The organism is Bacillus sp. FSL K6-0268 (assembly GCF_038005425.1).
GTDB lineage: Bacteria > Bacillota > Bacilli > Bacillales > Bacillaceae_G > Bacillus_A > Bacillus_A thuringiensis_S.
The window spans coordinates 4,589,313-4,613,806 of sequence record NZ_JBBOTF010000001.1 but is presented as its reverse complement, the minus strand read 5'-3'; the positions used below and the strand labels follow the sequence as shown (position 1 = coordinate 4,613,806).

The following is a 24,494-nucleotide window of genomic DNA, read 5'->3' as shown; positions in this document are numbered from 1 at the left end:
TCTATATTAACATGACTAATAGAGAGAAGAAAAATAACGGTTCTTTTCTTTCATATATAAAACAGACTTATATTGGCATAAAGGGAAGTGACGAGAACAGTTTAACTATTCTCGTCCAAAATTACTCCTTGGATGAAGGGGTTTTCATGTATTATATTAACAGAGCTTTATTAATATTTAATTAAGACATTGTTAATATATTGTAAACATCCTTCATCCTATTTTTCAGTTGCTGATTTCGGTAAAACAACTGTAAACGTTGTCCCTTCTCCAACTTCACTATCTACTGTAATCGTACCTTGATGCGCCTCTACTAAATGCTTTACAATTGATAATCCAAGGCCTGTACCACCAGTATTTCTACTTCTCGCTTTATCCACTCGGTAAAAGCGTTCAAAAATACGCGGAATTTCCTCTTTACTAATACCAATTCCAGTATCCGATACTTTTATATAAGCATTATATTTATCTTCCGCTAACTCTACTGAAACAACGCCTCCAGCCGGTGTATATACGATCGCGTTATTAATTAAATTAATAAAGATTTGTTTCAGACGACTTGGATCTCCAATAACAGAGGCACGTTTTAATACATTCACTTGTAAAGAGATTTCTTTTTCTCCTGCTTTATTATCAAGCACCATATGAATATCTTCAAGCAGCCCCTTCATATCAACGGTTCCCATATTTAATTTAAATCCTTGTTGTTCGATCTTCGACAAATCTAATAAATCTTCAATTAACCCTTGCATGCGCTCACTTTCTTTTAAAATAATGTGCAAGAAATGTTCGCAGAATTTTTTATTATCCATCGCTCCGTCTAAGAGTGTTTCTGAAAAACCTTTAATAGAAGTAATCGGTGTCTTTAATTCATGAGAAACATTCGCTAAAAAGTCTTTTCTCATTTGTTCTAATTTCTTTAACTCTGTTATGTCATGGAATACGAGAACAATCCCTTTCCATTCATGGTTTGTCCCGATAATCGGTGCTCCATATACTTCAAAGTGCTTCCGCTCAATTCCAAGTGGCAATAACATTTGTTTACGCACTTTCACTTCTGTCATAAAGATTTCTTCTACAAGCTCAATAATTTCTGTATGATGAAACGATTCATAATATAAGCGATCTAAATATTCTTCATCTGTTACGTGAAAAGTTTCCTTATAAGAGCGGTTTACAAGGTTTATATATCCGCGGCTATCAATTAAAATCATTCCGCTTCCCATATTTTCAATTAACGTATGCAGACGATCTTGCTGCATTTCTTGTTCCAGTGTCATCTCTTGTAAGTTACGAGCTAAAATATTAATTGCTTTACTCAGCATTCCTGTTTCGTCCGAATGACTTTCGTATGCACGTGCTTTATAATTACCCTTCGCCAATTCAATTGCAACTTTCGTAACTGATTCAATCGGCCTAATATATTGCCCTGTAATTTTCATACCTAAAAATACAACTACGAGACAAGCAATGACAAATCCGATAATTAATAATCCCCACGTTTTTTGATGTACGTCTCTTAAAGGATCGATTGTACTTTTCACCAAAATGTATCCTTGTTTTCCTTCTACATCTTGAACGAACACCGTATGATAAAATTGATTCTTTCGATCTGTCTCTTTCGTAATCACTTTACTTCGTTGTTTTGCCACTTCCGAAGAAAGTTCTTGAATCGTCTCTGGACTAAATGCCAATTCTTGTCCTTTTCTATATTGAACTTTCTTTTTTTCATTCACAAATACGATAGAAGCTGGTATTTTTTCTTCTAACTTTTCAAATACGTATGGATTTTTTAGGACCTTATCAAAACCTTGCTCTTCTGCTAACGCCGCAACATACTCCGTCTCTTTTACCATTCTCTCTTTAGCATGATCTATATAGTAGTTTTCAAACACAGTTTCTAGCAATAAGCCTAGTCCAACTAAAATAAATACAATAAGAGAAACAAATGTAAAAAGAAGCCTGGAACGAAATTTATTCATTCCCTTTTGGCTCCTCTAATTTATATCCTAAACCACGTATCGTTTTAATGTACGTCGGTTTTTTCGTATTTTGTTCAATTTTATCGCGCAAATGGCTAATATGAACATCAACAATTCGTGTATCACCAGCAAAATCGTAATTCCATACAGCACTTAATAATTGATCACGCGTCAACACGCGACTTTTATTTTTCGCGAGATACACAAGTAGTTCAAATTCTTTTGGTGTTAATTCAAGCTTTCTTCCTTGGAAATAAGCCTCATAAAACTCCGGTAAAATTTTAAGTTCTGCAATTGTAATGCTATCTTCATCTGGCGCTTCTGCAACTTGTTCTTCTTGTTGTAATTTCGTGCGGCGCAAAATTGCCTTCACACGAGCAACAACTTCTCTTGGACTAAATGGCTTCGTCATATAATCATCTGCCCCAAGTTCAAGACCTAGCACCTTATCAAACTCATCATCTTTTGCCGTTAACATTAAAATCGGCGTCATAACGCGCTGCAATCGTAATTCTTTACACACTTCCATACCATCCATTTTCGGAAGCATTAAATCTAATATAATTAAATCTGGGCGTTCTGTTGTCGCTTTTTGAAGCGCCATTTCTCCATCCATCGCTGTTATAACTTCAAACCCAGCTTGTTGTAAATTAAATTCAATTAAAGTTAAGATAAATTCCTCATCATCAACTACTAAAATACGATTGTTCATTCTTTTCCTCCAAGTTATAGACTTGAAACCTTCTTCATCCTAGTATTTCCCCCGTTATTCTCATCATACTAGAAAACAAGGTCCCTCTCAATATAATTGTCTATTCATGGAGATCGTTTGTGTAGAATTGAGAAAGTAGACGTAATTACGCTTCACCTGCAACTACACAGGATTTTGCCAAACTTTATAGATTGCTCTCTCTTCTTTAAAGCTCACTTCCGTATGAACTATAAAGTGAAACTTTAATCAGTGGGGGTTGTTCATTCCCCACTGATTATTAGTTGAATCAATCGGGCTTTTACGGGCAGTTGATTCCCGACCTAACTTCTTTGCTTTCGCTGAATTTTGAGGTGGGATCTTACTGCCCGTTAATGCGGGATAAAATCTTGATTTTGTGCTAGGAAAAACGAAAGAGCATACGCTATTTTATAATCTAGCGTTTCATATCCATCAAATAATCTCCCGTACATTTCATTCGCGATCAAATCGCCCCACACTTCAGTTTCTCGTATCGTTTCAAAGATAACTTCTTCTTTTTTCCACCTCACTTAAAAGAATCACTCCTTTCATTGACTTCAATTACCGATATTTATATCATTAATCTTAATATATAAATTAATACAATCAGGAGGTCTATTATGCGACTAATACTACCCATTCTATCTTTAGCAGTCACATGTATCCTTGCTTTCAACGCTCCGAGCTGGGATACGATTAAAACGGGTTGCTCAGAATTTGCTGAAGGGTTCAAAGAAGGATTCTTCAACTAAAAATAGCGCTAGCATCCTTATTCAAGGTATGCTAGCGCTATTCATATTTTCATCTTTTAAAAATTATCTAATGCTTTTTCCATAATGGAAACAGATTTATAAGGTGGCGTTACTGTTAATGAACCCTTTACAACAGTTTCTCCTTTTTCATCATGAGCAGATACAAGCATATCAATTGTATGTTCCTCCTCAGAAACAGCCACAACTTCAAAGTGGATTTGTAACGTTTCATAATGGTGAACATGCTTCACGAACGTAAGGTCCTTCCTAGTAATATGACTTCCTGGACCCGGTAAATATTTCGTAACTGCCGTTGTAATCATTCCCGTTAGCATAATGCTTGGTACAATCGGCTTTTCATACGGAGTTTGGGATGCGTAATCATGCTGAATATATAATGGATTGGCATCATTCGTTAACCCTAAGTACAATAACAAATCTTTATCCTCAATTTTTTCAGTGATAGATAATTTCTCTCCTACTGTAATTTCATCCATTTTACGACCAATTTGAACTTTTTTCTTTAACATGTTACAACCCCCTCCGATTTTTTCACCTTATTATCCTACTAAAAGCGATACCTTATCCGAAATTTACTATGATGAGGGCAATGTATAGTATAAATCTACAGTTTCATTATAGGATATTACAAATGATAGCGTTTTCATATTATTTCAAAAAAACAATTCGGTAAATAGTAGAAAAAGATTCGGAATCCCGAATCTTTTTCACTACTATTCAATTATTAAACAAGAACTTTCATTACGTTACGTACAGATTCTACAGAGCGATCTAACGCTTCTTTTTCATCTGCAAGAAGTTCTAATTCAATAATTTTTTCAATTCCGTTACCACCTAGAATTACTGGTACCCCTAAGTAAAGGTCACTATAACCATACTCACCTTCAAGGTACGCAATAGCTGGTAATACACGGCGTTGATCTTTTAAGATTGCTTCTGTCATTTCAACTAAAGAAGCTGCTGGTGCGTAATATGCACTACCGTTTCCTAATAAGCCTACAATCTCACCGCCACCTTTACGTGTACGTTCTACGATTGCTTCTAAACGCTCTTTCGGAATTAACGTTTCTAACGGAATACCGCCTGCATAAGAATAACGCACAAGAGGTACCATGTCGTCACCATGTCCACCAAGAACAAATCCTGTAATGTCTTTTACAGAAAGATTTAATTCTTGTGCGATGAATGTACGGAAACGAGCTGTATCTAATACGCCCGATTGGCCAATTACACGCTCTTTCGGGAATCCTGCTTCTTTAAATACAGAATATGTCATTGCATCAACTGGATTTGTTAACACAACAATAATTGCATTTGGTGAATGTTTTGCAATGTCGCGCGTAATACTTTTCATAATTTTAGAGTTCGTTGCTACTAAGTCATCACGGCTCATACCAGGCTTACGTGCAATACCTGCTGTAATAACGACAACGTCAGAATCAGCAGTATCTGCGTAATCAGATGTTCCAATAATGTTAGCATCAAAACCTTGTACTGGGCTCGCTTCTAACATATCTAACGCTTTCCCTTTTGTTGGATTTTCCAGTTGTGGAATGTCCACTAATACAACATCTGCAAGTTCTTTTTGTGCTAATAAGAATGCCGTTGTTGCTCCTGTAAATCCTGCACCGATGACTGAAACCTTCTTGCGTTTGATTGTCATAATTTACCCCCCGCTTTAATTATGCGTTTTTGATTATCGCTACATCCATGTTTTTAATAAGCTCATTAGCAAACTCAGAACATTTCACTTCTGTTGCACCTTCCATTAGGCGAGCGAAGTCATATGTTACTACTTTTGATGCAATTGTTTTCTCAACTGAATCTGTTACTAATTTCGCAGCTTCGTTCCATCCTAAGTGTTCTAATAATAATACACCTGAAAGAAGAACTGAAGATGGGTTTACTTTATCTAAACCTGCATATTTTGGAGCTGTACCATGTGTAGCTTCAAAGATAGCATGTCCAGTCACATAGTTAATGTTTGCACCAGGTGCAATACCAATTCCACCTACTTGTGCAGCAAGTGCATCAGAGATATAGTCACCATTTAAGTTCATTGTTGCAACAACATCGAACTCACGTGGACGAGTTAAAATTTGTTGTAAGAAGATGTCTGCAATAGAATCTTTTACGATGATTTTTCCAGCCACTTCAGCGTCTGCCATCGCTTTATTCGCTGCATCTTTACCATCTTTTTCAACAATGCGATCATATTCAGCCCAAGTAAATACTTTGTCGCCGAATTCTTGTTCCGCTACTTCGTAACCCCAGTTTTTGAAAGCACCTTCTGTAAATTTCATAATGTTTCCTTTATGAACTAATGTAACAGAAGAGCGTTTTTCGTTAATTGCATATTGAATTGCAGCACGAACAAGACGCTTTGTCCCTTCTTCTGAGATTGGTTTAATACCAATACCAGATGTTTCTGGGAAGCGGATTTTATTAACACCCATTGCTTCTTTTAAGAAAGCAAGAACTTTTTCTGCTTCTGGAGATCCTTGTGCATATTCAATTCCAGCATAAATGTCTTCTGTATTTTCACGGAAAATAACCATATCAGTATCTTCCGGACGTTTTACAGGTGAAGGAACACCTTCAAAATAACGAACTGGACGTAGACATACATATAGATCTAATTCTTGACGAAGTGCTACGTTTAGAGAACGAATACCACCGCCAACTGGAGTTGTAAGTGGACCTTTAATTGCGATTAAATATTCGCGGATTAAATTTAAAGTCTCTTCTGGTAACCACTCGCCTGTTTGGTTGAATGCTTTTTCCCCTGCAAGCACTTCTTTCCAAACGATTTTCTTCTCACCATCATAAGCTTTTTCAACTGCTGCTTCTATTACGCGAGATGCAGCTGCCCAAATATCAGGACCAATTCCATCTCCTTCAATAAATGGAATAATCGGATTGTTTGGTACATTCATAACACCATTAGTTACAGTAATTTTTTCACCTGTCGTCAATGTGATAACCCCCATGTTTGAAATTTCATATGTATGAAACTGAGGGAATAACCCCTCAGTTCAAACCGTTAGTCAAATTAAAATATTCTAATCATTACATCTTTCCGAAAAAATCAGACTTTTGAAAGCGTATTTTCACTATCAAAATAGTGTTTTTTGCTTATCTTTGTGCGATTGGAACATACACTTGATGCGTTGGTCCATTATAATCAGCACGTGGACGGATTAAACGGTTATTTTCATATTGTTCTAGAATATGAGCTAACCAGCCTGACATACGGCTAATTGCAAAAATAGGTGTAAATAAGTCATGGTCAATTCCTAAACAATGGTATACAGAAGCTGAATAGAAATCAACATTTGGTGGAAGACCTTTTTCTTTTGTTACAATGTCTTCAATTTTGATAGACATATTATACCATTTGTCTTCTCCTAAAAGCACGCATAATCTCTTAGACATTTCACGTAAGTGTTTTGCACGTGGATCACCCTGCTCATACACACGGTGGCCAAAGCCCATGATTTTCACTTTATTTTGAAGAGCATTATGAATATATGATTCTACATTTTCTTCTTCGCCAATTTCAGTTAACATCTTCATTACATTTTCATTTGCCCCACCGTGAAGAGGACCTTTTAATGCACCAATTGCTGCTGTAATACCAGAATATACATCTGAAAGTGTAGCTACGCAAACACGTGCAGTAAATGTAGAAGCGTTTAACTCATGATCTGCATGAAGTACAAGTGCCTTATCAAAAGCTTCAATTTCAACTTCATTTGGCTCGCGATCATTTAACATGTACAAGAAGTTTGCAGCTAATGATAAATCCTTTCTTGGCTCAACAATATCTAAACCTTTACGGATTCTCGCGTAAGCAGCAACTAAAGTTCCCACTTGAGCCTGTAATTTAACCGCTTTCAAATAATTAGACTTTTCATCCATAATTTCAGCGCTCTCATCGTATAATGATAGCATGGAAATTGCAGTTCGTAAAACAGACATCGGATGTGCAATTTTTAAATCTACTTGTTTCAAATATGTTAAAATCTCACCTGGAACTTTATAGTATTCAGATACAATTTCATTAAATTCCGCTAGTTCTTTTTCATTAGGAAGCTTGCGGTGCCATAATAAGTACACTACTTCTTCAAACGTAGCATTCTCAGCTAAATCATCAATATTATACCCAACATAAGTTAATGTATCATCAATAATAGAGCTCACAGATGATGTTGTTGCTACTACCCCTTCTAAACCTCGAATAACAGTCATGACATTCTCTCCTTTTCCTGAAAATTCTCCCAACCTTGCTCCTTATATCTATTTGCTCCCCTTATGAATTATGAACGCCCGTTCACTCTTTAGGCAAGCAAAATGCACGATCATGCAAATTTGTTGCGATGTTCCCCTCTTATTGTCCATGGTTTACATGGAAAGCATGAGCGTGAATGTCTCCCCGAATCCTCACGCTCAAAACAACAAGTTAGTGAGGAAAATACATTCCGAAGAGTTTTATGATAAAAACAACATAAAACAATATCATTATAAAATTGTTTTATGTTGTTTTTATTTTATCTGGTGTAAAGTCTCTGCTGTTATGTAACTTTTCAAAGTTTCTAATCCTATTATAAACAATTATCTGACTTTTGTGAACAGAAAGAATTCAAAAATTTTATATTACTATAAAATTCCTTATTTAAACATTTGTATAATACTCATAACCGCATAGGCAATTCCAGCCCCAATTAACGGACCAACAGCAACCCCATTAAATAACGCAACCGCTATAATTGTCCCAAAAACAAGCGCAGTTGTAATATGAGGATCCGTTGTCAACAATTGCACGCCGCCTTTCGCTAACAAAGCGACTGCTACACCTGAAGCTAAAGCAATCCACGCATAATACGATTTCGCCGCTTCTCCAAGTTGTTTAAAACCTATTTCCCCCGTCGCAATCGGTACGAGCACCGCTATTGTAATGACCGTTACACCTAGGTTAATTCCTTTCGTTTGTAAATAAGGAAAGACCTTATCTCCTAAAAACGTAAATTTTAATAGAAATAACACCCCAATAGCTACAGTAAGCGATTGGTTTTTAGCAATAAGTCCTATAATAAGTAGTATGAATAAAAATAACGTTGACTGACTAATCATGTTTACACTTCCTTTCTGAAAATAATGAACTCATTTCCAAACAAAAATACCTTTAAACCTATCGTTATACATGCTATACAGATGCCTATTTATCGATAACACCTTCAATTTTTTATACATTCTAAAAAGAGACTTTCACCAAAAAAATTTAAGCATGTATACATTTTTGAAAACAGTCGTCTCTTCTTTCTTTTCTAATAAGAAACAGGTAAAATAAAAAGAAGAGAAAATGAAGTTTTTACCATATAGTAGTAGCATCACGAATAGGCTTTCACAGCCATTCATATACCGAAAAAAGCAGGCTAAATCCATCATTCCACTATAACATAAAGTAACACTTTAATCAGTTGGGCATCTTCCACTGATTATTGGCCTTCATCAATTGGGCTTTGGCGGGAGATTTACTGCCGCTAAAGTAAGACTTTAATCAGCAGAGCACGCTAGTTATAAGTTGAACGAATTAGGATAATCCAAATCGGAATGGGAGGTATACATCTTTGAACCGAAACTTACTATATATGATATTGCGACTCATATTTGTCATTGTAGCAACGATAGCTGGGTTCTATGTATTACTATACATGTCAGGGCTTATCTATCCTTTTATTATCGCTTTTGCATTTGCTTATTTGATTAATCCTGTCGTCAATTTCCTTAATCAAAAACTACAATTTCCTCGCGCACTAGCAGTACTCGTTAGCTTAATTCTCGTATTTGGAGCTATCGTTGGACTTGTTACATATCTTGTGACTGAAGCAATATCTGCCACAACATACTTACTCCAACTTGTTACAGTAAAGTTTCCGGATATCGTTACATTCGCTCAGCAATTTGCACTTAATCATATTATGCCTCTCTACGATGATTTAATCTCTAAATTTAATCATCTTGGAGAACCACAGCGCTATACAATTACACAAAACATTCAAAACTTAGGAACAGAAGCAACAACACAAATGAAAGAACTTTTAACCGCCATTATAAGCGGATTAACAAATTTCATTAGTGCACTGCCAACAACGTTAACTGTCCTTGTATTCATTTTATTAGCCACTTTCTTCATTAGTTACGATTGGCACCGTCTTGCTCAAAAAACAAGAAAATTACTACCAAATCGTGTACATGGCTACGGAAAAACTATTTTTGTCGACTTAAAAAAAGCTTTATTTGGTTTTGTGAAAGCACAACTTACACTCGTATCTATGACAACCGTCATTGTACTGATCGGACTTTTAATATTACGCGTACCATACGCCATTACTATTGCGATTATTACAGGAGTTGTAGATTTACTACCATATTTAGGAACAGGCGCAGTCTTCGTTCCATGGGTTATATACGTATTTTTCACTGGCGATACCGCATTCGCCATTGGTCTTCTCATTTTATACATCGTCGTGATTGTCCAAAGACAAATTATGGAACCGAAAGTACTTTCATCTAACATCGGTCTCGATCCATTAGCAACACTCGTCGCTCTATTTGTCGGCTTTAAGCTTTTTGGCTTTTTAGGATTAATCATCGGTCCAGTCACCTTAGTACTACTTAATACATTACACAAAGCTAATGTCTTCCATGACTTGTGGAAATATATTAAAGGTTCACCTTCAAAATAAAAGTTTCTAATTCATATAAAAAACAAGCTGTAATCAGTGGGAATTTCCCACTGATTATTCCTTTCACTTATTTTTTCACACTACTCACATGTAACAAGAGCATTACCCAGAAAAAGGATAATCCTCTTGTTTTTTTGCATAAAAAACACATTTTCTAATCAAAAATACATTTTTATTCTATTTTATATATATTTATTACTTACATTTATTACTTTTTATGTAAATGAATAAATATACAAAACTACATAGAATAAGGCTTCAACTAACAATCCCCACCTTTTATATGAAAGCAAAACTTTAATTTAGCTGCATTTCTCTCCATCTTATTCATCCAAATTAATAGCATTTAAAAATTACACGTTTAATCGAAGCACAACAAGAGTTCAAACGAAAATTATATAGCAAATATAATAAGTGGACGTTTTGTTCATCCCCACTCATCATTCGCCCCCACATCAGACACTTACGAGCAACCCAACTTTGAGATAGAAATCCCCCACAAATAGCGCAGTAAAGCGAAGCCTCAATCAGAAAACCCCTCTCCTCTTACAAGACAAAAAAATAGCACTTAGATCGTTATAATCTAAGTGCTACTTCTGAATGATAATAGTAGAGTTCTTTCTAAATTTCCATTCCATCCACTTCATAACAAGCGGCTTCAATAAAGCTCTCGTAATAGGGATCACGCAGATAAACCCTAGCACATCTGTCACATACCCAGGAAGCACCAAGAGAATACCTCCTACAAATACAAAAATACCATCTAGTACTGTCTCACCTGGCATTTCCCCTCTATTCAACTTAGATTGAATCTCTCCAAGCACTTTAAATCCTTGTCTTTTCGCCAAATACACACCTACAACACCTGTAAATACAATCATAGCGAACGTAGACCATAAACCTATTACATGACTTGATCCAATTAAGACCGTAATCTCAATCGCCGGTACTAAAATAAACAAGAATAGTAACCACTTCATAGTTCTACACCCCTCTCACAACTCACTTTTAACACCCTCACAACGCCTATATACATCATACGAAATATAGATACCCTTTCATACTAAAACTCATAACAAACCGCTTTTAAAAGCAATTCTAGGCGCTTTAAACTAATTCTATCTCGTTTTTGTGTAAAAAAAAGAGAAGGACTCCGATCCTTCTCTCCGTATTACTTATAGCACTTCCGCATGTCCATTATAAACAATTCCGCGTGCTGCATCAACTGTTACTTCTTGGCCATTTTTTAAAGTTGCTGTTACGCCGTTTACACCAACGATAACAGGAATACCGATTGATACGCCTACAACAGCCGCATGGCTTGTTAAGCCACCTTCTTCTACAACTAAAGCAGCAGCTTTTTCGATTGCAGGAATCATATCTTTATCAGTACTTGTTGTAACAAGGATATCACCTTCGTTTACGTTCGCTACAGCTTCAGCAGCTGTTTTTGCTACAACTACTTTACCTTTTGCAGCTTTACGACCGATTCCTTGTCCTTTAGCAACTTCTTCACCAACAACGTGGATTTTCATTAAGTTTGTTGTTCCAGTTTCAGCAACTGGAACACCAGCAGTAATTACTACAGTATCTCCAAGTCCGATTAGACCTGCATCCATACCTGTTTGAATTGCTGTATCTAACATTTCGTCAGTTGAAGCTGCGCGCTTCTCAGCCATAAACGCTTGTACACCCCAAACAAGCGCAAGACGACGTCCTACTTGCTCGTCAGATGTTACAGCTACAATTGGAGATTTTGGACGGTATTTAGAGATCATTTTCGCAGTATGTCCACTTTCTGTTGGAGCTACGATTGCAGCTACATCAAGAGCAAGTGCTGTATGCGCAACAGATTGGCTAATTGCATCTGTAATTGTTGGAGTGAACTCTTTAATACGTTTTTTGAACATATCTTCGTATTGTAATGATTTTTCAACACGTACTGCAATGTTAGCCATCATTGTTACTGCTTCTACCGGATATTGACCAGCAGCTGTTTCACCTGAAAGCATGATTGCATCTGTACCATCGAAGATTGCGTTAGCTACGTCACTTGCTTCCGCACGAGTTGGACGTGGGTTACGTTGCATAGAGTCTAACATTTGTGTCGCAGTAATAACTGGTTTACCTAACACGTTACATTTTTTGATTAGACGTTTTTGTACTAATGGTACTTCTTCTGGTGGAATTTCTACACCCATATCACCACGAGCTACCATTAAACCGTCAGAAACTTCTAAGATTGAATCGATGTTGTCGATACCTTCTTGGTTTTCGATTTTCGGTACGATTTGGATGTATTGAGCACCATGCTCTTCTAATAATTCACGGATTTCTAATACGTCAGACGCTTTACGTACGAATGAAGCTGCGATGAAATCAACTTTTTGCTCGATACCGAAGATGATATCTTTTACGTCTTTTTCAGTGATACCAGGAAGCTTAATGCTTACGTTTGGTACGTTAACACCTTTTTTATTTTTTACAGTTCCGCTGTTAAGAACTTTTGTACGGATGTTTCCATCAGCTTTTTCGATTACTTCTAGTTCGATAAGACCGTCATCGATTAGAATGCGAGAACCTGGGTCTACATCGTCATAAAGACCAGCATAAGATACAGAGAACTTCTCTGCAGTACCTAATACTTGCTCAGTAGAAAGAACTACTTCTGCACCTGTTACAAGCTCAGCTTGTCCGTCTACGAAGTCGTGAGTACGGATTTCTGGACCTTTTGTATCAAGTAAGATACCAACTGTTTTACCAGTTTTCTTTGAAGCTTCACGAATGTTTTTAATACGAGCTCCGTGCTCTTCATGGCTACCATGAGAGAAGTTTAAACGAGCAACGTTCATACCTGCTTCGATTAATTGCTCTAATTTTTCAATACTTTCACTAGCAGGACCTATAGTACATACAATTTTAGTTTTACGCATATTGCACCTCCGAAAATTATGAAACCGTTCCCAAATATCTGACATTACGTCAATTAGATGGATAATTCTTTAGATAATTGATACATATCTTTATCGATTGTATGCTTTTGAGCTAACGCTTCGATAATATCATGATCAACAAGTTTGTTATCTTGAATACCTACACAACGTCCACCTTTACCAGCAATTAATAATTCAACTGCTCTTGCGCCAAGACGACTTGCTAATACACGGTCTTGTGCACTTGGTGATCCACCACGTTGTACGTGACCTAATACAGTTACACGAGTATCAAAGTTTGTTGCTTCTTCAATGTGCTTACCGATGTCAATTGCACTTCCAACACCTTCAGCTACAACGATAATACTGTGTTTTTTACCACGTTCACTACCACGCTTCAGACGAGCGATAACATCATCCATGTCATACTCTTCTTCTGGAATTAAGATTGTTTCTGCACCATCAGCTAAACCAGCCCATAATGCGATATCACCAGCGTGACGTCCCATTACTTCGATAACATATGTACGTTCATGAGATGTAGCTGTGTCACGGATTTTATCAATTGCATCAATAACAGTGTTTAAAGCTGTATCGAAACCAATTGTGAAGTCTGTTCCAGGGATATCATTGTCGATTGTACCTGGTACACCAACACACGGGAATCCTTGTTCAGTTAATTTTTTAGCGCCTTGGTAAGAACCATCTCCACCAATAACAACAAGTCCTTCGATACCATGTTTCTTTAATTGCTCGATACCTTTTAGTCGTACTTCTGGGTCTTTAAACTCAGGACATCTTGCTGTATATAATTTCGTACCACCGCGGTGGATAATATCGCCAACAGAACCAAGTTCTAATTTTTCAATGTGACCAGAAATTAATCCAGCGTATCCATGGTAAATACCATATACTTCAATATCATGGAAAATCGCTTTACGAACAACTGCACGAATGGCAGCATTCATACCAGGTGAATCTCCACCACTTGTTAATACACCAATACGTTTCATTTGTACTCACCTCATAAAGATTATTTGCCTTATAATAAAATAACACGAAAAAATATAAAAACACAATGGAGAAGATGTGTCTTTTCATAATAAAAACGTGCATTCGCGAAGAGGAACGCACGCTTTTCTTATTTTATCCCAATGGAAGCGTTTGAAAACGAAACTTGCCCAATTTTCATATATTTTTCATAACGTTTTTCGATTAATTCATCTTTCGAAATTCCGTTTAATTGTTCAAAAGTTTTTCTAATCATTAAATCTATATTTTCTGACTGTTTCGAAAGATTACGGTGAGCTCCACCTTTTGCCTCTGGAATAATTTCATCAATTACACCTAATTCTTTCAAATCTGCTGCTGTAATTTTCATTGCCTCTGCAGCTTCCTTTGCTTTTCCTGCATCTTTCCAAAGAATTGCCGCTGCACCCTCTGGTGTAATAACAGAATAAGTGGAATTTTCTAGCATATGAATGTAATCTCCCACTCCAAGGCCTAGCGCACCGCCACTACCACCTTCACCGATAACGATACAAATAACAGGTACAGTTAAACCTGCCATTTCAAATAAATTGCGGGCGATAGCTTCACTTTGACCACGTTCTTCAGCAACTTTACCAGGATAAGCCCCTTTCGTATCAATGAAACAAATAATAGGACGATTGAACTTTTCCGCCTGCTTCATTAAGCGTAATGCTTTTCGATATCCTTCTGGATGAGGCATTCCAAAGTTACGGCGAATATTTTCTTTCGTATCTTTTCCGCGCTGATGCCCAATTACAGTTACAGGCATCCCTTTATATTTCGCAATGCCGCCGACAATCGCTGCATCATCGCCAAATAGACGATCTCCATGACATTCGAAAAAATCAGTAAATAAGTGCTCAATATAATCGAGCGTTGTCGGTCGTTCTGCATGACGAGCAATTTGAACACGGTCCCATACTTTCAGATTACCGTATATATCTTCCTCTAAATTTTCTAGCTTGTCTTCCAAAATACGAATCTCCTCACTGAAGTCCATCTGGCTGTTTTTCGTATAGTCTTTCAGTTCACGAATCTTATTTCTTAGCTCAACAACTGGTTTTTCAAATTCTAGCTCTGCCATACAGCCATTCCCCCTCCTTGATGAACTTCTAAAATCTTGCGAAGCGATTCTCTCATATCATCACGATGCACCACCGCATCTAATTGACCATGATCTAGTAAGAATTCTGCCGTTTGGAAATCTTCCGGTAGTTTCTCACGCACCGTTTGTTCAATTACACGTCTACCAGCAAATCCGATAAGTGCACCTGGTTCTGCAAGATTATAATCACCAAGTGAAGCGAAACTCGCTGAAACCCCGCCCGTCGTTGGGTGAGTCATAACAGAAATAAATAATCCTCCTGCATTACTATGCTTTTTCAAAGCTACGCTTGTTTTTGCCATTTGCATTAAACTTAATATCCCTTCTTGCATACGGGCACCACCCGAAGCAGTAAAGATAATAAATGGAACTTGTAAGTCGTACGCCTTTTCAACCGCACGGGCGATTTTTTCTCCTACCACAGAGCCCATGCTCCCCATTCGAAAACGAGAATCCATTACTGCAACAACAACAAGCATGTCATCAATTGTTCCTTCACCAGTTACAACCGCTTCGTTTAATTCAGTCTTCTTACGATCGCTCTCTAGTTTCTCTTCATAACCTGGAAACTCGAGTGGATTTAATGAAACCATTTCTTTGTCATACTCACGGAATGACCCTTCGTCCAATATACTATCAAGACGTTCCCATGCATTCATAGGATGATGATATCCACAATTCACACATACTTTTAAATTTTTTAGAAGTTCTTTCGTATACATGATTTTTTTACATTCCGGACATTTTGTCATAACGCCATCTGGTACATCTTTTCGTACTTGTTCTGAAGGTATTGCAGCGTACTTTTTCTTTTTCACGAATAAATCTCTTAGCACAATTTGACCCCCTTCGTTGAGAGCTAAGGTTAGCGTAAGAAGAAAATGGGGCTAACACCAAAGTTTGATGTTAGCCTTATCTTCTCAATCTGTCTAATAACCTCACTCTTTACGTTTAACTTTAACCGCTAAGCGGTAGAATGTTTGTCATAACGTGTCATGGTCATTTCGACAAATTTTATACATTACGAGTGAAACTGTATATTCTCTACTAATTCATCGTAAATTTTTAGTGCATCATTTTCTTGTTTTTCTTCCAAAGTAGCATAAAGCTTTCTATACATATCGATAGAATTTCTTGAAACTTTACAAGAAAGAGTTGCTACGTAATCATTTACGATCATCCAAATGCGATATAGTAAATAATTATCGACTTGTTCAATAAGTGTTTTAAAGAACGTTTGATGAAGCGTTGGGATTGAGTTTTCATTTCCTTCAAGTACTTGGTGTAATCTACTTAGTACTTTAGAAAACGTTTCTTTCGGTAAATTACATACAATTCGAATCATATCTTTCTCAAGCAATCGTTTCGTTTGTAATAAATCACGAATTGTTTTCTCATCTTGCAGTAAGAACGGAGCAATTAATTGTACAAGGCCGTTATCATAAAAGTTTCGAATAAATGTCCCTTCACCACGTCTCGTTTCAATCAATCCTACCAGTTCTAAAGCACGCAATGCTTCTCTTACAGAGGAACGTCCTACGTTTAAGCGTGAACTTAACTCACGCTCAGACGGCAAACGATCCCCCGCTACCAATCCATCCTCTTCCATAATGGAACGGATTTTTTTTACAATTTCGAGATATACTTTTGTATTTGATGATGTCAATGGAAATTCCTCGCTTATTCTTTACCAATCAGCGCTAATTGTTTTGTTTTTTCAGCGATCTCATTTGGATCTACTTGACGGCGAGCTACTCCTGTTTCCATTGCTGCTTTTGCAACGTAAGCCGCTACTTGAGGCGCTACACGCGCGTCAAATGGTGCCGGAATGATATAGTCTGCATTCAACTCATCTTCTGCTACAAGCTCAGCAATAGCCTGTACAGCTGCCATCTTCATTTCTTCGTTAATTTGTGTCGCATGTACGTCAAGTGCACCGCGGAAAATACCAGGGAACGCCAGTACATTATTTACTTGGTTCGGGAAGTCAGAACGACCTGTTCCAACAACAGCTGCGCCCGCTGCTTTTGCCAATTCTGGCATAATTTCTGGAACCGGATTCGCCATTGCAAAAATAATCGCATCGTCATTCATTGTACGAACCATCTCTTCTGTTAATGCACCTTCTGCAGATACACCAATGAATACGTCCGCACCATGTACAACATCAGCTAAAGAACCTTCTATACGATTCTTATTTGTATATTTTGCAACTTCATCCTTCACCGGATTCATACCTGTAGGACGACCATCATAGATTGCCCCTTTACGGTCACACATAATAATGTCGCGTACACCATAGCGATATAAAAGTTTAATAATTGCAATACCTGCTGCACCTGCGCCATTTGCGACAACTTTAATGTCAGACATTTTCTTTCCAACTAATTTCAGTGCATTTACAAGACCTGCTACTGTTACGATAGCTGTTCCGTGTTGATCATCATGGAAGATAGGAATATTTGTTTCTTTTTTCAAACGCTCTTCAATAATGAAGCAGTTTGGTGCTGCGATATCTTCTAAGTTAACGCCGCCAAAAGTTGGCTCCATTAATTTTACAGTTTCAACAATTTTATCTACATCGTTTGTATTTAAGGCAATCGGGAATGCATCTACACCAGCAAAGCTCTTGAATAATACAGCTTTACCTTCCATTACTGGAAGAGATGCTTCAGGTCCAATGTTACCAAGACCAAGTACAGCTGTTCCGTCTGTCACAACTGCTACCATATTTCCCTTCATCGTATATTCATATACCTTACTTTTATCGTCATAAATTTCTTTACAAGGTTCTGCAACCCCTGGAGAATATGCAAGACTTAAATCTTTTGCATTTTCTACTTTTACTTTTGATACAGTTTCTAATTTTCCTTGATGCACTTTATGCATGTGAAGTGCTTCTTCACGAAGTGTTGACAAACTATCCACTCTCCTCAAATTATTCTTGCTGATATCAATTTCTCCAAGTGGTCTGACCACGAACACTACTACTATAATAATCGAAGTGTAGGGAAATTGTCCATTATATTTTCACAACTACATTTTCTTCCCCGACAATTTCACGAAGTGCTCCTAAACATTCTTCACTTGGATGAATCGATAAACTCCGAGATAATTGTACCATTTTATGTTCCTTTTCATAATAAATTAGTACTTTCGCAAAACCTGAATAGTCGAACAATATTTTCGTAACCTGATTTAAAAGCTTTTTCTCATACTGAGACGGCAATTTCACGTAAACAGATGCGTCTTTCTTTTCTTCATAAACATCCATTTCCTCTAGCGGATATAGACCATTTACAATCCATTGCAGCTTATGATTTCTTAGCTCAATCGTACCGTCAACTAAAACAATTGCTCCTTCTTGTAACTTGTCCGAGAAATGTATATACGTTTCTGGGAAGAGGACTGCTTCCATTTCATCATTTTGATCACAGAATGTAATAAATGCCATCTTTTGAAACTTTTTCGTACGAATCACTCTCACACTTGTTATATACACAATAGCTCTTTGTACTTTTTTCTTGTGTCGCATCGCCTGAGCGAGAGATGGAATTTCTAATTCTTTTGCTAACTTTACATACTGCGCTGTCGGATAACTTGATAAATAAAAGCCAAGTGCTTCCTTCTCTTTATTTAGTTGTTCAATAAAAGATAGCTCTTCTCCTTGTACGTATTTTGATTTTGGAACAGCATCTCCTAAATCACGTGCGAGATTCGCGTACTCTAATGCCCCTTTAATACTTTTCCATAAATTCGTTCTCGAAACACCAAAATCATCAAAACATCCGGACCAGACGAAAGCTTCTAAATTGCGCTCCGTTACAAACTTTGACGGCATACGGAGACAAAATTCAAACAAATCTTCGAACATTTTTTTCTTTCGTTCTTCTAATAATGCCGTCACTGTAGCCATTCCAATATTTCGGATCGAAAGTAAACTGTAACGTATCGCATTCCCTTCTATTTGGAAGTTGTAACCACTTCTCTGAAGAGACGGCGGCAAAACGTGAAAGCCTTTCCGCTTCGTTTCTCGTATATACTGTACAATTTTATCTTCATTTCCAATTGCGCTTGATAATAATGCCGTCATAAATTCCAGCGTATAGTTCGCTTTCAAATAGGCAAGCTGATATCCGATCATACTGTAAGCTACAGCGTGACTTCGGTTAAAACCGTAATTCGCAAATCTTACAATTAAATCATAAATTTTCTCAGCAGACGTCTCATCATAACCATTTTGCAAACACCCTTGAACAAAATGCTTACGTTCCTGATCTAAAATATCACGATTTTTTTTACTCACTGCACGGCGCAGTAAATCTGCTTCTCCGAGCGAAAACCCTGCTAACTTCGATGCAATTTGCATAATTTGTTCTTGGTATACAATGACGCCGTATGTTCTTTCTAAAATTGGCTTTAAATCCGGATGTAAATATTCAATTTTTCTTTTTCCATGTTTCGATTCAATAAAGGTTGGTATCTGTTCCATCGGCCCCGGTCTGTATAACGAGTTAACAGCTACGATATCTTCAAACTCATTCGGTTTTAACCCGCGAAGTACATTTCGCATACCACCTGACTCAAGCTGGAATACACCTGTTGTATCCCCTCTCCCTAATAATTGGAACGTCTTTTCATCTTGAAGAGGTAAGTTTCTTATATCGATTTCTTTCCCTGTTTTGTTCGCGATAAATTTTATAATATTTTCAAGTAACGTTAAATTGCGTAACCCTAAAAAGTCCATCTTAAGCAACCCAAGTTCTTCTAGCGCATCAGCTGGATATTGCGTAACATAAACATCGTTATGTCCTTCTTGAATTGCTACACTGCCTGTTAACGGTTCTTGACTCATAATAACGCCAGCCGCATGAATAGACGTATGACGTGGTAAACCTTCTACACGTTTTGCGATTTCAAACACACGCTCATGCAGAAGATTCCCTTGTATAAACTCACGGAGTGATTGTGATTCTTCATATGCATCTTTTAACGTTATACCGAGCTTTGATGGGATAAGTTTTGAAAATATATCAATATCTCGTGGCGGAAGCCCCATTACGCGGGCAATGTCTCTAATTGCTGCTTTTGCTGCAAGCGTACCAAACGTTACAATTTGCGCAACACGAAGCTGACCGTATTTATCTTTCACATAGCGAATCATCTCATCACGTCTTATGTCTGGAAAATCAATATCAATATCGGGAAGCGTCACACGTTCAGGATTTAAAAACCTTTCAAATAATAGATCGTATTCAATCGGATCAATATCTGTAATTTCTAATACGTATGAGACGAGTGAACCAGCTGCCGATCCACGACCTGGTCCTGTTAAAATATGATTTTCATGTGCATACTTCATAAAATCCCATACGATGAGGAAATAATCACTAAATCCCATACGAGAAATAACATTTAATTCATGATTTAAACGCTTTATATGCACTTCTTTCGGCGCACCATATCGTTTCCGCAAACCTTCTTCACAAACACGACGCAAGTATATATCACTCGTTTCGTTAGACGGAACAGGAAACTTCGGAAGTTGATTTACATGGAACGGTATTTCTACTTGGCAACGCTCTGCAATTTTTATTGTATTTTGGATTGCTTCCGGCGCATGGGAAAATAGTGCTTCCATTTCATCCGATGATTTTAAATAATATTGATCTGTTTTCAGCCTCGGCCTATCTGGATCAGTCATTTTCGTTCCACTTTCAACAGATAGTAAACATTCGTGAACAAGTGCGTCACTTTGATTGATATAACGCACATCGTTTGTTGCAACGACTGGAATATTAACCCTACTAATAAATTCAGGTAGCTTCTCTTGTAAAAGCAACTCATCTTGAATTGCATGATGCTGCAAACTCATATAAAAATGGCCGAACATATTTTGATATGTTCGAGCTACTTCTTCAGCCTGACTCTCATTGTCTTCTAGTAATAATTGCTCAATTTCGCCATCTTTACCTGGTGAAATAGCAATTAATCCTTTCGCATAATGCGCAAGCCACTTCTTAGGGATACCTTCTTTGGACTTTGTCATAATACTGCTAGAAATCTTTAATAAATTTTGGTAGCCTATTTCATTCTCAGCAAGTAATACAAGCGGATAAGACCTTTCTTCTTCTTCACTAAAAATAGAAGCGGTTAATCCAATAACAGGCTGTATACCATGTTTCTTACATGCTTTATAAAACGGAATAACGCCATACATAACATTTTCATCCGTAATAGCCAGCGATGAGAAACCAAGTTCTTTCGCCCTGACTACAAGCTCATCAATTTTACAAGCACTTTTTAATAAACTAAAAACGGTTTGACATTGTAAATGCACAAACTTCACTGTTGTACCCTCTCTTTACCTATTTGACTACTTTTATTATAGGTGATGAGGAAAGCGGAAATCAAAACATACTTCTTATACTTTGTCCATATATATGAAGAAGAAAGGGGAATGACGATGGATGTAAGAGAACATACTTTTTTCTCTCTGCTTATTATTAGTTATTTTATTGCCTTTGGGGTTATACTTGGCGGTTCATTAATTGGTGGATTTGGTGCGTTTCTTATCGGAAAACCAGCTCTAACTTACATTAATCAATTCGCCCAAAATTTAAGAATTTGGGCACTCGTTGCAGCAATCGGCGGAACATTCGATACCTTTTATAGCTTTGAAAGAAGTTTCTTTGGCGGAGATATGAAAGATATCGTAAAACAAATTCTCCTTATTTTTTTCGCAACTGGTGGTATGCAAACAGGTCTCATTATTATTAAATGGCTAACGCAGGAACATGTATGAGAGTACCAAGTGCCAATACAGCAAAAAGATGGTACTTAGTATTAGCTGGTGCTGCTGTTGGAGGCGTGTTGAGCTGGTTTATTTTTTTGTACATATACGGTGTTTTTCAAGAAGAACAAGCTAGTAAAATAGCAGAACAAAGAGAAATTATAGAAAAACAAGAAGCAAAACTCCACGTCCTTCTCGAAGATCAAGAAAAATTGAACACTGAAAATAAACGGCTCTTAACCATTCAAGAGATTAAAATAAAACTTATCAATCGAGAAAAATACGATTTAGACAATCTTACACTCGAAAATATGACTACATCTATCCATAATGATCTCCAGCATCTTTTAACGAAAAACATTCAAAGTATCGCAAAAAATAAAGACCTACTCAAAAAGGTAATCGAAAACAAGACGTACAAACATTACGATCGGCTATACCGTTTTAAAGTCGATACAATATCTTTTGATACAGTGCTTGAAATTAGCATTACTATAGAGAAAGAAAAATAAAGAAGGAGGGCTTTAGCGCCGCTCCTTCTTTTCGTTCTAACATATACTCTCTTATTTACAAATCTCACGTAAATCAGCAAAAAGACGATCCGCTTCTTCCCAAGAAGATGCCTTCGCACCAGAAGCCATCGGGTGTCCTCCGCCGTTATATTGCATTGCTAATTTGTTTATAACTGGTCCTTTTGAACGAAGACGAACACGAATTACGTCGTCTTCCTCTAAAAATAGAACCCACGCCTTTAATCCATCAATATTGCCAAGTGCTCCAACAACACCAGATGCTTCAGAAGAAAGTACATCAAACTCTTCTAATACTTCTTTCGTTAATTTAATGTAAGCTGCTCCTTCTTCTACCATCGTAAAGTTTTGTAAAATATAACCGTTTAAACGAGCAATTTTTTCTTTTGTCTTATACATTTCATTGTATAAATCTGTGAATTTCACACCCATATCAACAAGCTCACTTACGTAACGAAGTGTTTTTGCTGTTGTATTCGGGAATAAGAAACGACCTGTGTCCCCAACAATTCCAGCTAAAATAAGGCGAGCTGCTTCTTTTGTTATTTTTAATCCTTTATCTTTTCCATACGTGTAAAACTCATAAATCATTTCACTTGTAGAACTCGCTGCCGTATCTACCCACGTAATATCTCCATATGGATCTTCATTTGGATGATGATCAATTTTAATTAACATCTTCCCTTTTGTATAGCGTTGATCGTCAACACGTTCTTGATTCGCAGTATCACAAACGATAACAAGCGCATTTTCGTATACACTATCTTCAATATCATCCATTACTCTTAAGTACGCTAACGACGGTTCATTGTACCCAACCGTATAAATATTTTTCTCTGGAAACGATTCTTGTAGAATTGTACCAAGGCCACCCTGTGAACCTAATGCATCTGGGTCCGGACGCACGTGGCGATGAATAATAATTGTATCAAACTCTTTAATTGCTCCTAAAATTTGCTCATGCATATGTATAATCTCCTTTTTAATCAACTTCTTCGCTTTATCCTCCATTATAACGGAAAGTATTTCATACATGCGAACAATTGCTTTATAATAGAAGTTAGAAAGTTTAGATATTTCTTTTCTATTATTTTTCACAAAGCGATGGGAGTGTTCATTATGCCAGTATTAGTCTTCTGTATTATCGTCTCATTTATGTTGTACCTCTTTTACAAAACAAAATACTTTCGTACAAACCGCCCAATGGAAAAAGGTTGGCTCTCAGGAAAATCCGCAATGGCACTCGGTTCATTCGTTTTATTTTTCGGGGTAAACCAATTCTTTTTAGAACTTTCAACCGCTCGTATTATCGTTGGTATTTTATTCGTTCTATTTGGTAGTGCAAGTGTATTTAATGGGTTTCGCCAATACAAACACTTCTTACCATTAGCAGTTAAAGAAGCCGAAGTCTATGAAGCAACATAAAAAAAGCATCAATATTGTGATGCTTTTTTACGACCCTTAACTTTCAAAATCATATATGCAACAAACGCAGATGGTATATTAAATGGGTTACCTTGTACGTGAAAATGTAATTGTTCTTCTCCAAAAGACATTTTTTCATATAGCTCTCGCTGAGATAATCCTGTCTTTTCCTTTTTTTCATGTAAACCTTGTAAATATAAATATTGGATCGGTATCATTACAAGAAAGTAAAATAGTGCGATACTACCAAAAAAGAGTACGGCTGACGACATAATGTATACCACCTTCCGGAAATCCATTTTCTTACAATATAATCATAACACAATATATACCAAAATTAAATTACTATTCTGTCTTTTATCGTGTTACTTTTCCACTCCATCCCATACATATTTCACTAAAACTCTCATCTAAAATCATGCCTTTCAAATTTAAAACAACA

At 36.9% G+C, this 24,494-nt stretch carries 23 protein-coding genes; 5 read left to right on the top strand and 18 right to left on the bottom strand.

The genetic code is table 11. From position 1 onward, the window contains the following. Positions 1-218 precede the first annotated feature (218 nt). The 3 genes from phoR to MHI28_RS24060 all read right to left on the bottom strand — a co-directional run bounded on the left by phoR (position 219) and on the right by MHI28_RS24060 (position 3,242). Entirely contained in the window at positions 219-1,982 is a 1,764-nt protein-coding gene (phoR, locus tag MHI28_RS24070) for a sensory box histidine kinase PhoR (RefSeq protein ID WP_001032097.1), read from the bottom strand. Then, positions 1,975-2,694: a two-component system response regulator PhoP gene (gene phoP, locus MHI28_RS24065; RefSeq protein ID WP_001065220.1), complete on the bottom strand. Its 720-nt coding sequence runs from the start codon at positions 2,692-2,694 to the stop codon at positions 1,975-1,977. The genes phoR and phoP overlap by 8 nt, the downstream gene beginning before the upstream one ends. Before the next feature lie 368 nt (positions 2,695-3,062). Beyond that, positions 3,063-3,242: a hypothetical protein gene (locus MHI28_RS24060; protein ID WP_001267361.1), complete on the bottom strand. Its 180-nt coding sequence runs from the start codon at positions 3,240-3,242 to the stop codon at positions 3,063-3,065. A gap of 90 nt (positions 3,243-3,332) precedes the next feature. Between MHI28_RS24060 and MHI28_RS24055 the strand changes: the two genes are divergently transcribed. After that, positions 3,333-3,464 (top strand): hypothetical protein, encoded by a 132-nt coding sequence (locus MHI28_RS24055; RefSeq protein WP_001237011.1) that lies wholly within the window; start codon positions 3,333-3,335, stop codon positions 3,462-3,464. A 56-nt stretch (positions 3,465-3,520) separates the two neighbouring features. Here MHI28_RS24055 and MHI28_RS24050 read toward each other — a convergent pair whose 3' ends face one another. From MHI28_RS24050 to MHI28_RS24030, 5 genes are all read right to left on the bottom strand, one after another. Beyond that, positions 3,521-3,994 (bottom strand): MaoC family dehydratase, encoded by a 474-nt coding sequence (locus MHI28_RS24050; RefSeq protein WP_000914181.1) that lies wholly within the window; start codon positions 3,992-3,994, stop codon positions 3,521-3,523. A gap of 215 nt (positions 3,995-4,209) precedes the next feature. Continuing rightward, on the bottom strand, positions 4,210-5,148 hold the full coding sequence (mdh, locus tag MHI28_RS24045) for a malate dehydrogenase (RefSeq protein WP_000153232.1): 939 nt from the start codon (positions 5,146-5,148) through the stop codon (positions 4,210-4,212). A gap of 19 nt (positions 5,149-5,167) precedes the next feature. Further along, positions 5,168-6,460: an NADP-dependent isocitrate dehydrogenase gene (gene icd / locus MHI28_RS24040; RefSeq protein WP_000206893.1), complete on the bottom strand. Its 1,293-nt coding sequence runs from the start codon at positions 6,458-6,460 to the stop codon at positions 5,168-5,170. Between the two features lie 160 nt (positions 6,461-6,620). Continuing rightward, positions 6,621-7,769 (bottom strand): citrate synthase, encoded by a 1,149-nt coding sequence (gene citZ, locus MHI28_RS24035; RefSeq protein ID WP_000503651.1) that lies wholly within the window; start codon positions 7,767-7,769, stop codon positions 6,621-6,623. Between the two features lie 387 nt (positions 7,770-8,156). Beyond that, on the bottom strand, positions 8,157-8,618 hold the full coding sequence (locus tag MHI28_RS24030; protein WP_000625507.1) for a DUF441 domain-containing protein: 462 nt from the start codon (positions 8,616-8,618) through the stop codon (positions 8,157-8,159). Between the two features lie 497 nt (positions 8,619-9,115). Here MHI28_RS24030 and ytvI point away from each other — a divergent pair, with 497 nt between their 5' ends. Next, entirely contained in the window at positions 9,116-10,234 is a 1,119-nt protein-coding gene (ytvI, locus tag MHI28_RS24025) for a sporulation integral membrane protein YtvI (RefSeq protein ID WP_001081375.1), read from the top strand. A gap of 590 nt (positions 10,235-10,824) precedes the next feature. Here ytvI and MHI28_RS24020 read toward each other — a convergent pair. From MHI28_RS24020 to dnaE, 8 genes are all read right to left on the bottom strand, one after another. Next, the gene (locus MHI28_RS24020; RefSeq protein WP_000871640.1) at positions 10,825-11,214 is read right to left on the bottom strand and encodes an FxsA family protein; all 390 of its coding nucleotides are present in this window, start codon (positions 11,212-11,214) and stop codon (positions 10,825-10,827) included. Between the two features lie 195 nt (positions 11,215-11,409). After that, a complete protein-coding gene (pyk, locus tag MHI28_RS24015; protein ID WP_001232667.1) occupies positions 11,410-13,167 on the bottom strand; it encodes a pyruvate kinase in 1,758 nt (585 codons plus the stop codon). A 53-nt stretch (positions 13,168-13,220) separates the two neighbouring features. Further along, positions 13,221-14,180, bottom strand: coding sequence for a 6-phosphofructokinase (gene pfkA / locus MHI28_RS24010; protein ID WP_000821157.1), 960 nt, complete (start codon positions 14,178-14,180; stop codon positions 13,221-13,223). A gap of 128 nt (positions 14,181-14,308) precedes the next feature. Beyond that, positions 14,309-15,283, bottom strand: coding sequence for an acetyl-CoA carboxylase carboxyl transferase subunit alpha (gene accA / locus MHI28_RS24005; RefSeq protein WP_340828314.1), 975 nt, complete (start codon positions 15,281-15,283; stop codon positions 14,309-14,311). Next, positions 15,271-16,140 carry an acetyl-CoA carboxylase, carboxyltransferase subunit beta gene (gene accD, locus MHI28_RS24000; RefSeq protein ID WP_000942858.1) on the bottom strand — a complete coding sequence of 290 codons (870 nt, stop codon included), beginning with the start codon at positions 16,138-16,140 and terminating at the stop codon, positions 15,271-15,273. The genes accA and accD overlap by 13 nt, the downstream gene beginning before the upstream one ends. 185 nt (positions 16,141-16,325) lie before the next feature. After that, a complete protein-coding gene (locus MHI28_RS23995) occupies positions 16,326-16,970 on the bottom strand; it encodes a FadR/GntR family transcriptional regulator (RefSeq protein WP_000204446.1) in 645 nt (214 codons plus the stop codon). A gap of 14 nt (positions 16,971-16,984) precedes the next feature. Beyond that, positions 16,985-18,193 carry an NAD(P)-dependent malic enzyme gene (locus MHI28_RS23990; RefSeq protein WP_161635086.1) on the bottom strand — a complete coding sequence of 403 codons (1,209 nt, stop codon included), beginning with the start codon at positions 18,191-18,193 and terminating at the stop codon, positions 16,985-16,987. 133 nt (positions 18,194-18,326) lie between these two features. Continuing rightward, complete coding sequence (gene dnaE / locus MHI28_RS23985) at positions 18,327-21,653, bottom strand: DNA polymerase III subunit alpha (RefSeq protein WP_000673723.1); 3,327 nt, start codon at positions 21,651-21,653, stop codon at positions 18,327-18,329. A gap of 42 nt (positions 21,654-21,695) precedes the next feature. Between dnaE and MHI28_RS23980 the strand changes: the two genes are divergently transcribed. Further along, positions 21,696-22,109, top strand: a complete 414-nt coding sequence (locus tag MHI28_RS23980; protein WP_002005839.1) for a YtrH family sporulation protein — start codon at positions 21,696-21,698, stop codon at positions 22,107-22,109. Further along, positions 22,106-22,609 carry a sporulation membrane protein YtrI gene (gene ytrI / locus MHI28_RS23975; RefSeq protein ID WP_001265736.1) on the top strand — a complete coding sequence of 168 codons (504 nt, stop codon included), beginning with the start codon at positions 22,106-22,108 and terminating at the stop codon, positions 22,607-22,609. Before MHI28_RS23980 ends, ytrI begins: the two co-directional genes overlap by 4 nt. A gap of 51 nt (positions 22,610-22,660) precedes the next feature. On the opposite strand, the gene MHI28_RS23970 is transcribed toward ytrI, so the two are convergent. After that, a complete protein-coding gene (locus MHI28_RS23970; RefSeq protein ID WP_000545134.1) occupies positions 22,661-23,593 on the bottom strand; it encodes a DHH family phosphoesterase in 933 nt (310 codons plus the stop codon). 153 nt (positions 23,594-23,746) lie between these two features. Between MHI28_RS23970 and MHI28_RS23965 the strand changes: the two genes are divergently transcribed. Beyond that, a complete protein-coding gene (locus MHI28_RS23965; protein WP_001144782.1) occupies positions 23,747-24,052 on the top strand; it encodes a YtpI family protein in 306 nt (101 codons plus the stop codon). An 8-nt stretch (positions 24,053-24,060) separates the two neighbouring features. Here the strand turns inward: MHI28_RS23965 and MHI28_RS23960 are convergent, their stop codons facing one another. Continuing rightward, a complete protein-coding gene (locus MHI28_RS23960; RefSeq protein ID WP_000093045.1) occupies positions 24,061-24,324 on the bottom strand; it encodes a DUF3949 domain-containing protein in 264 nt (87 codons plus the stop codon). Positions 24,325-24,494 lie beyond the last annotated feature (170 nt).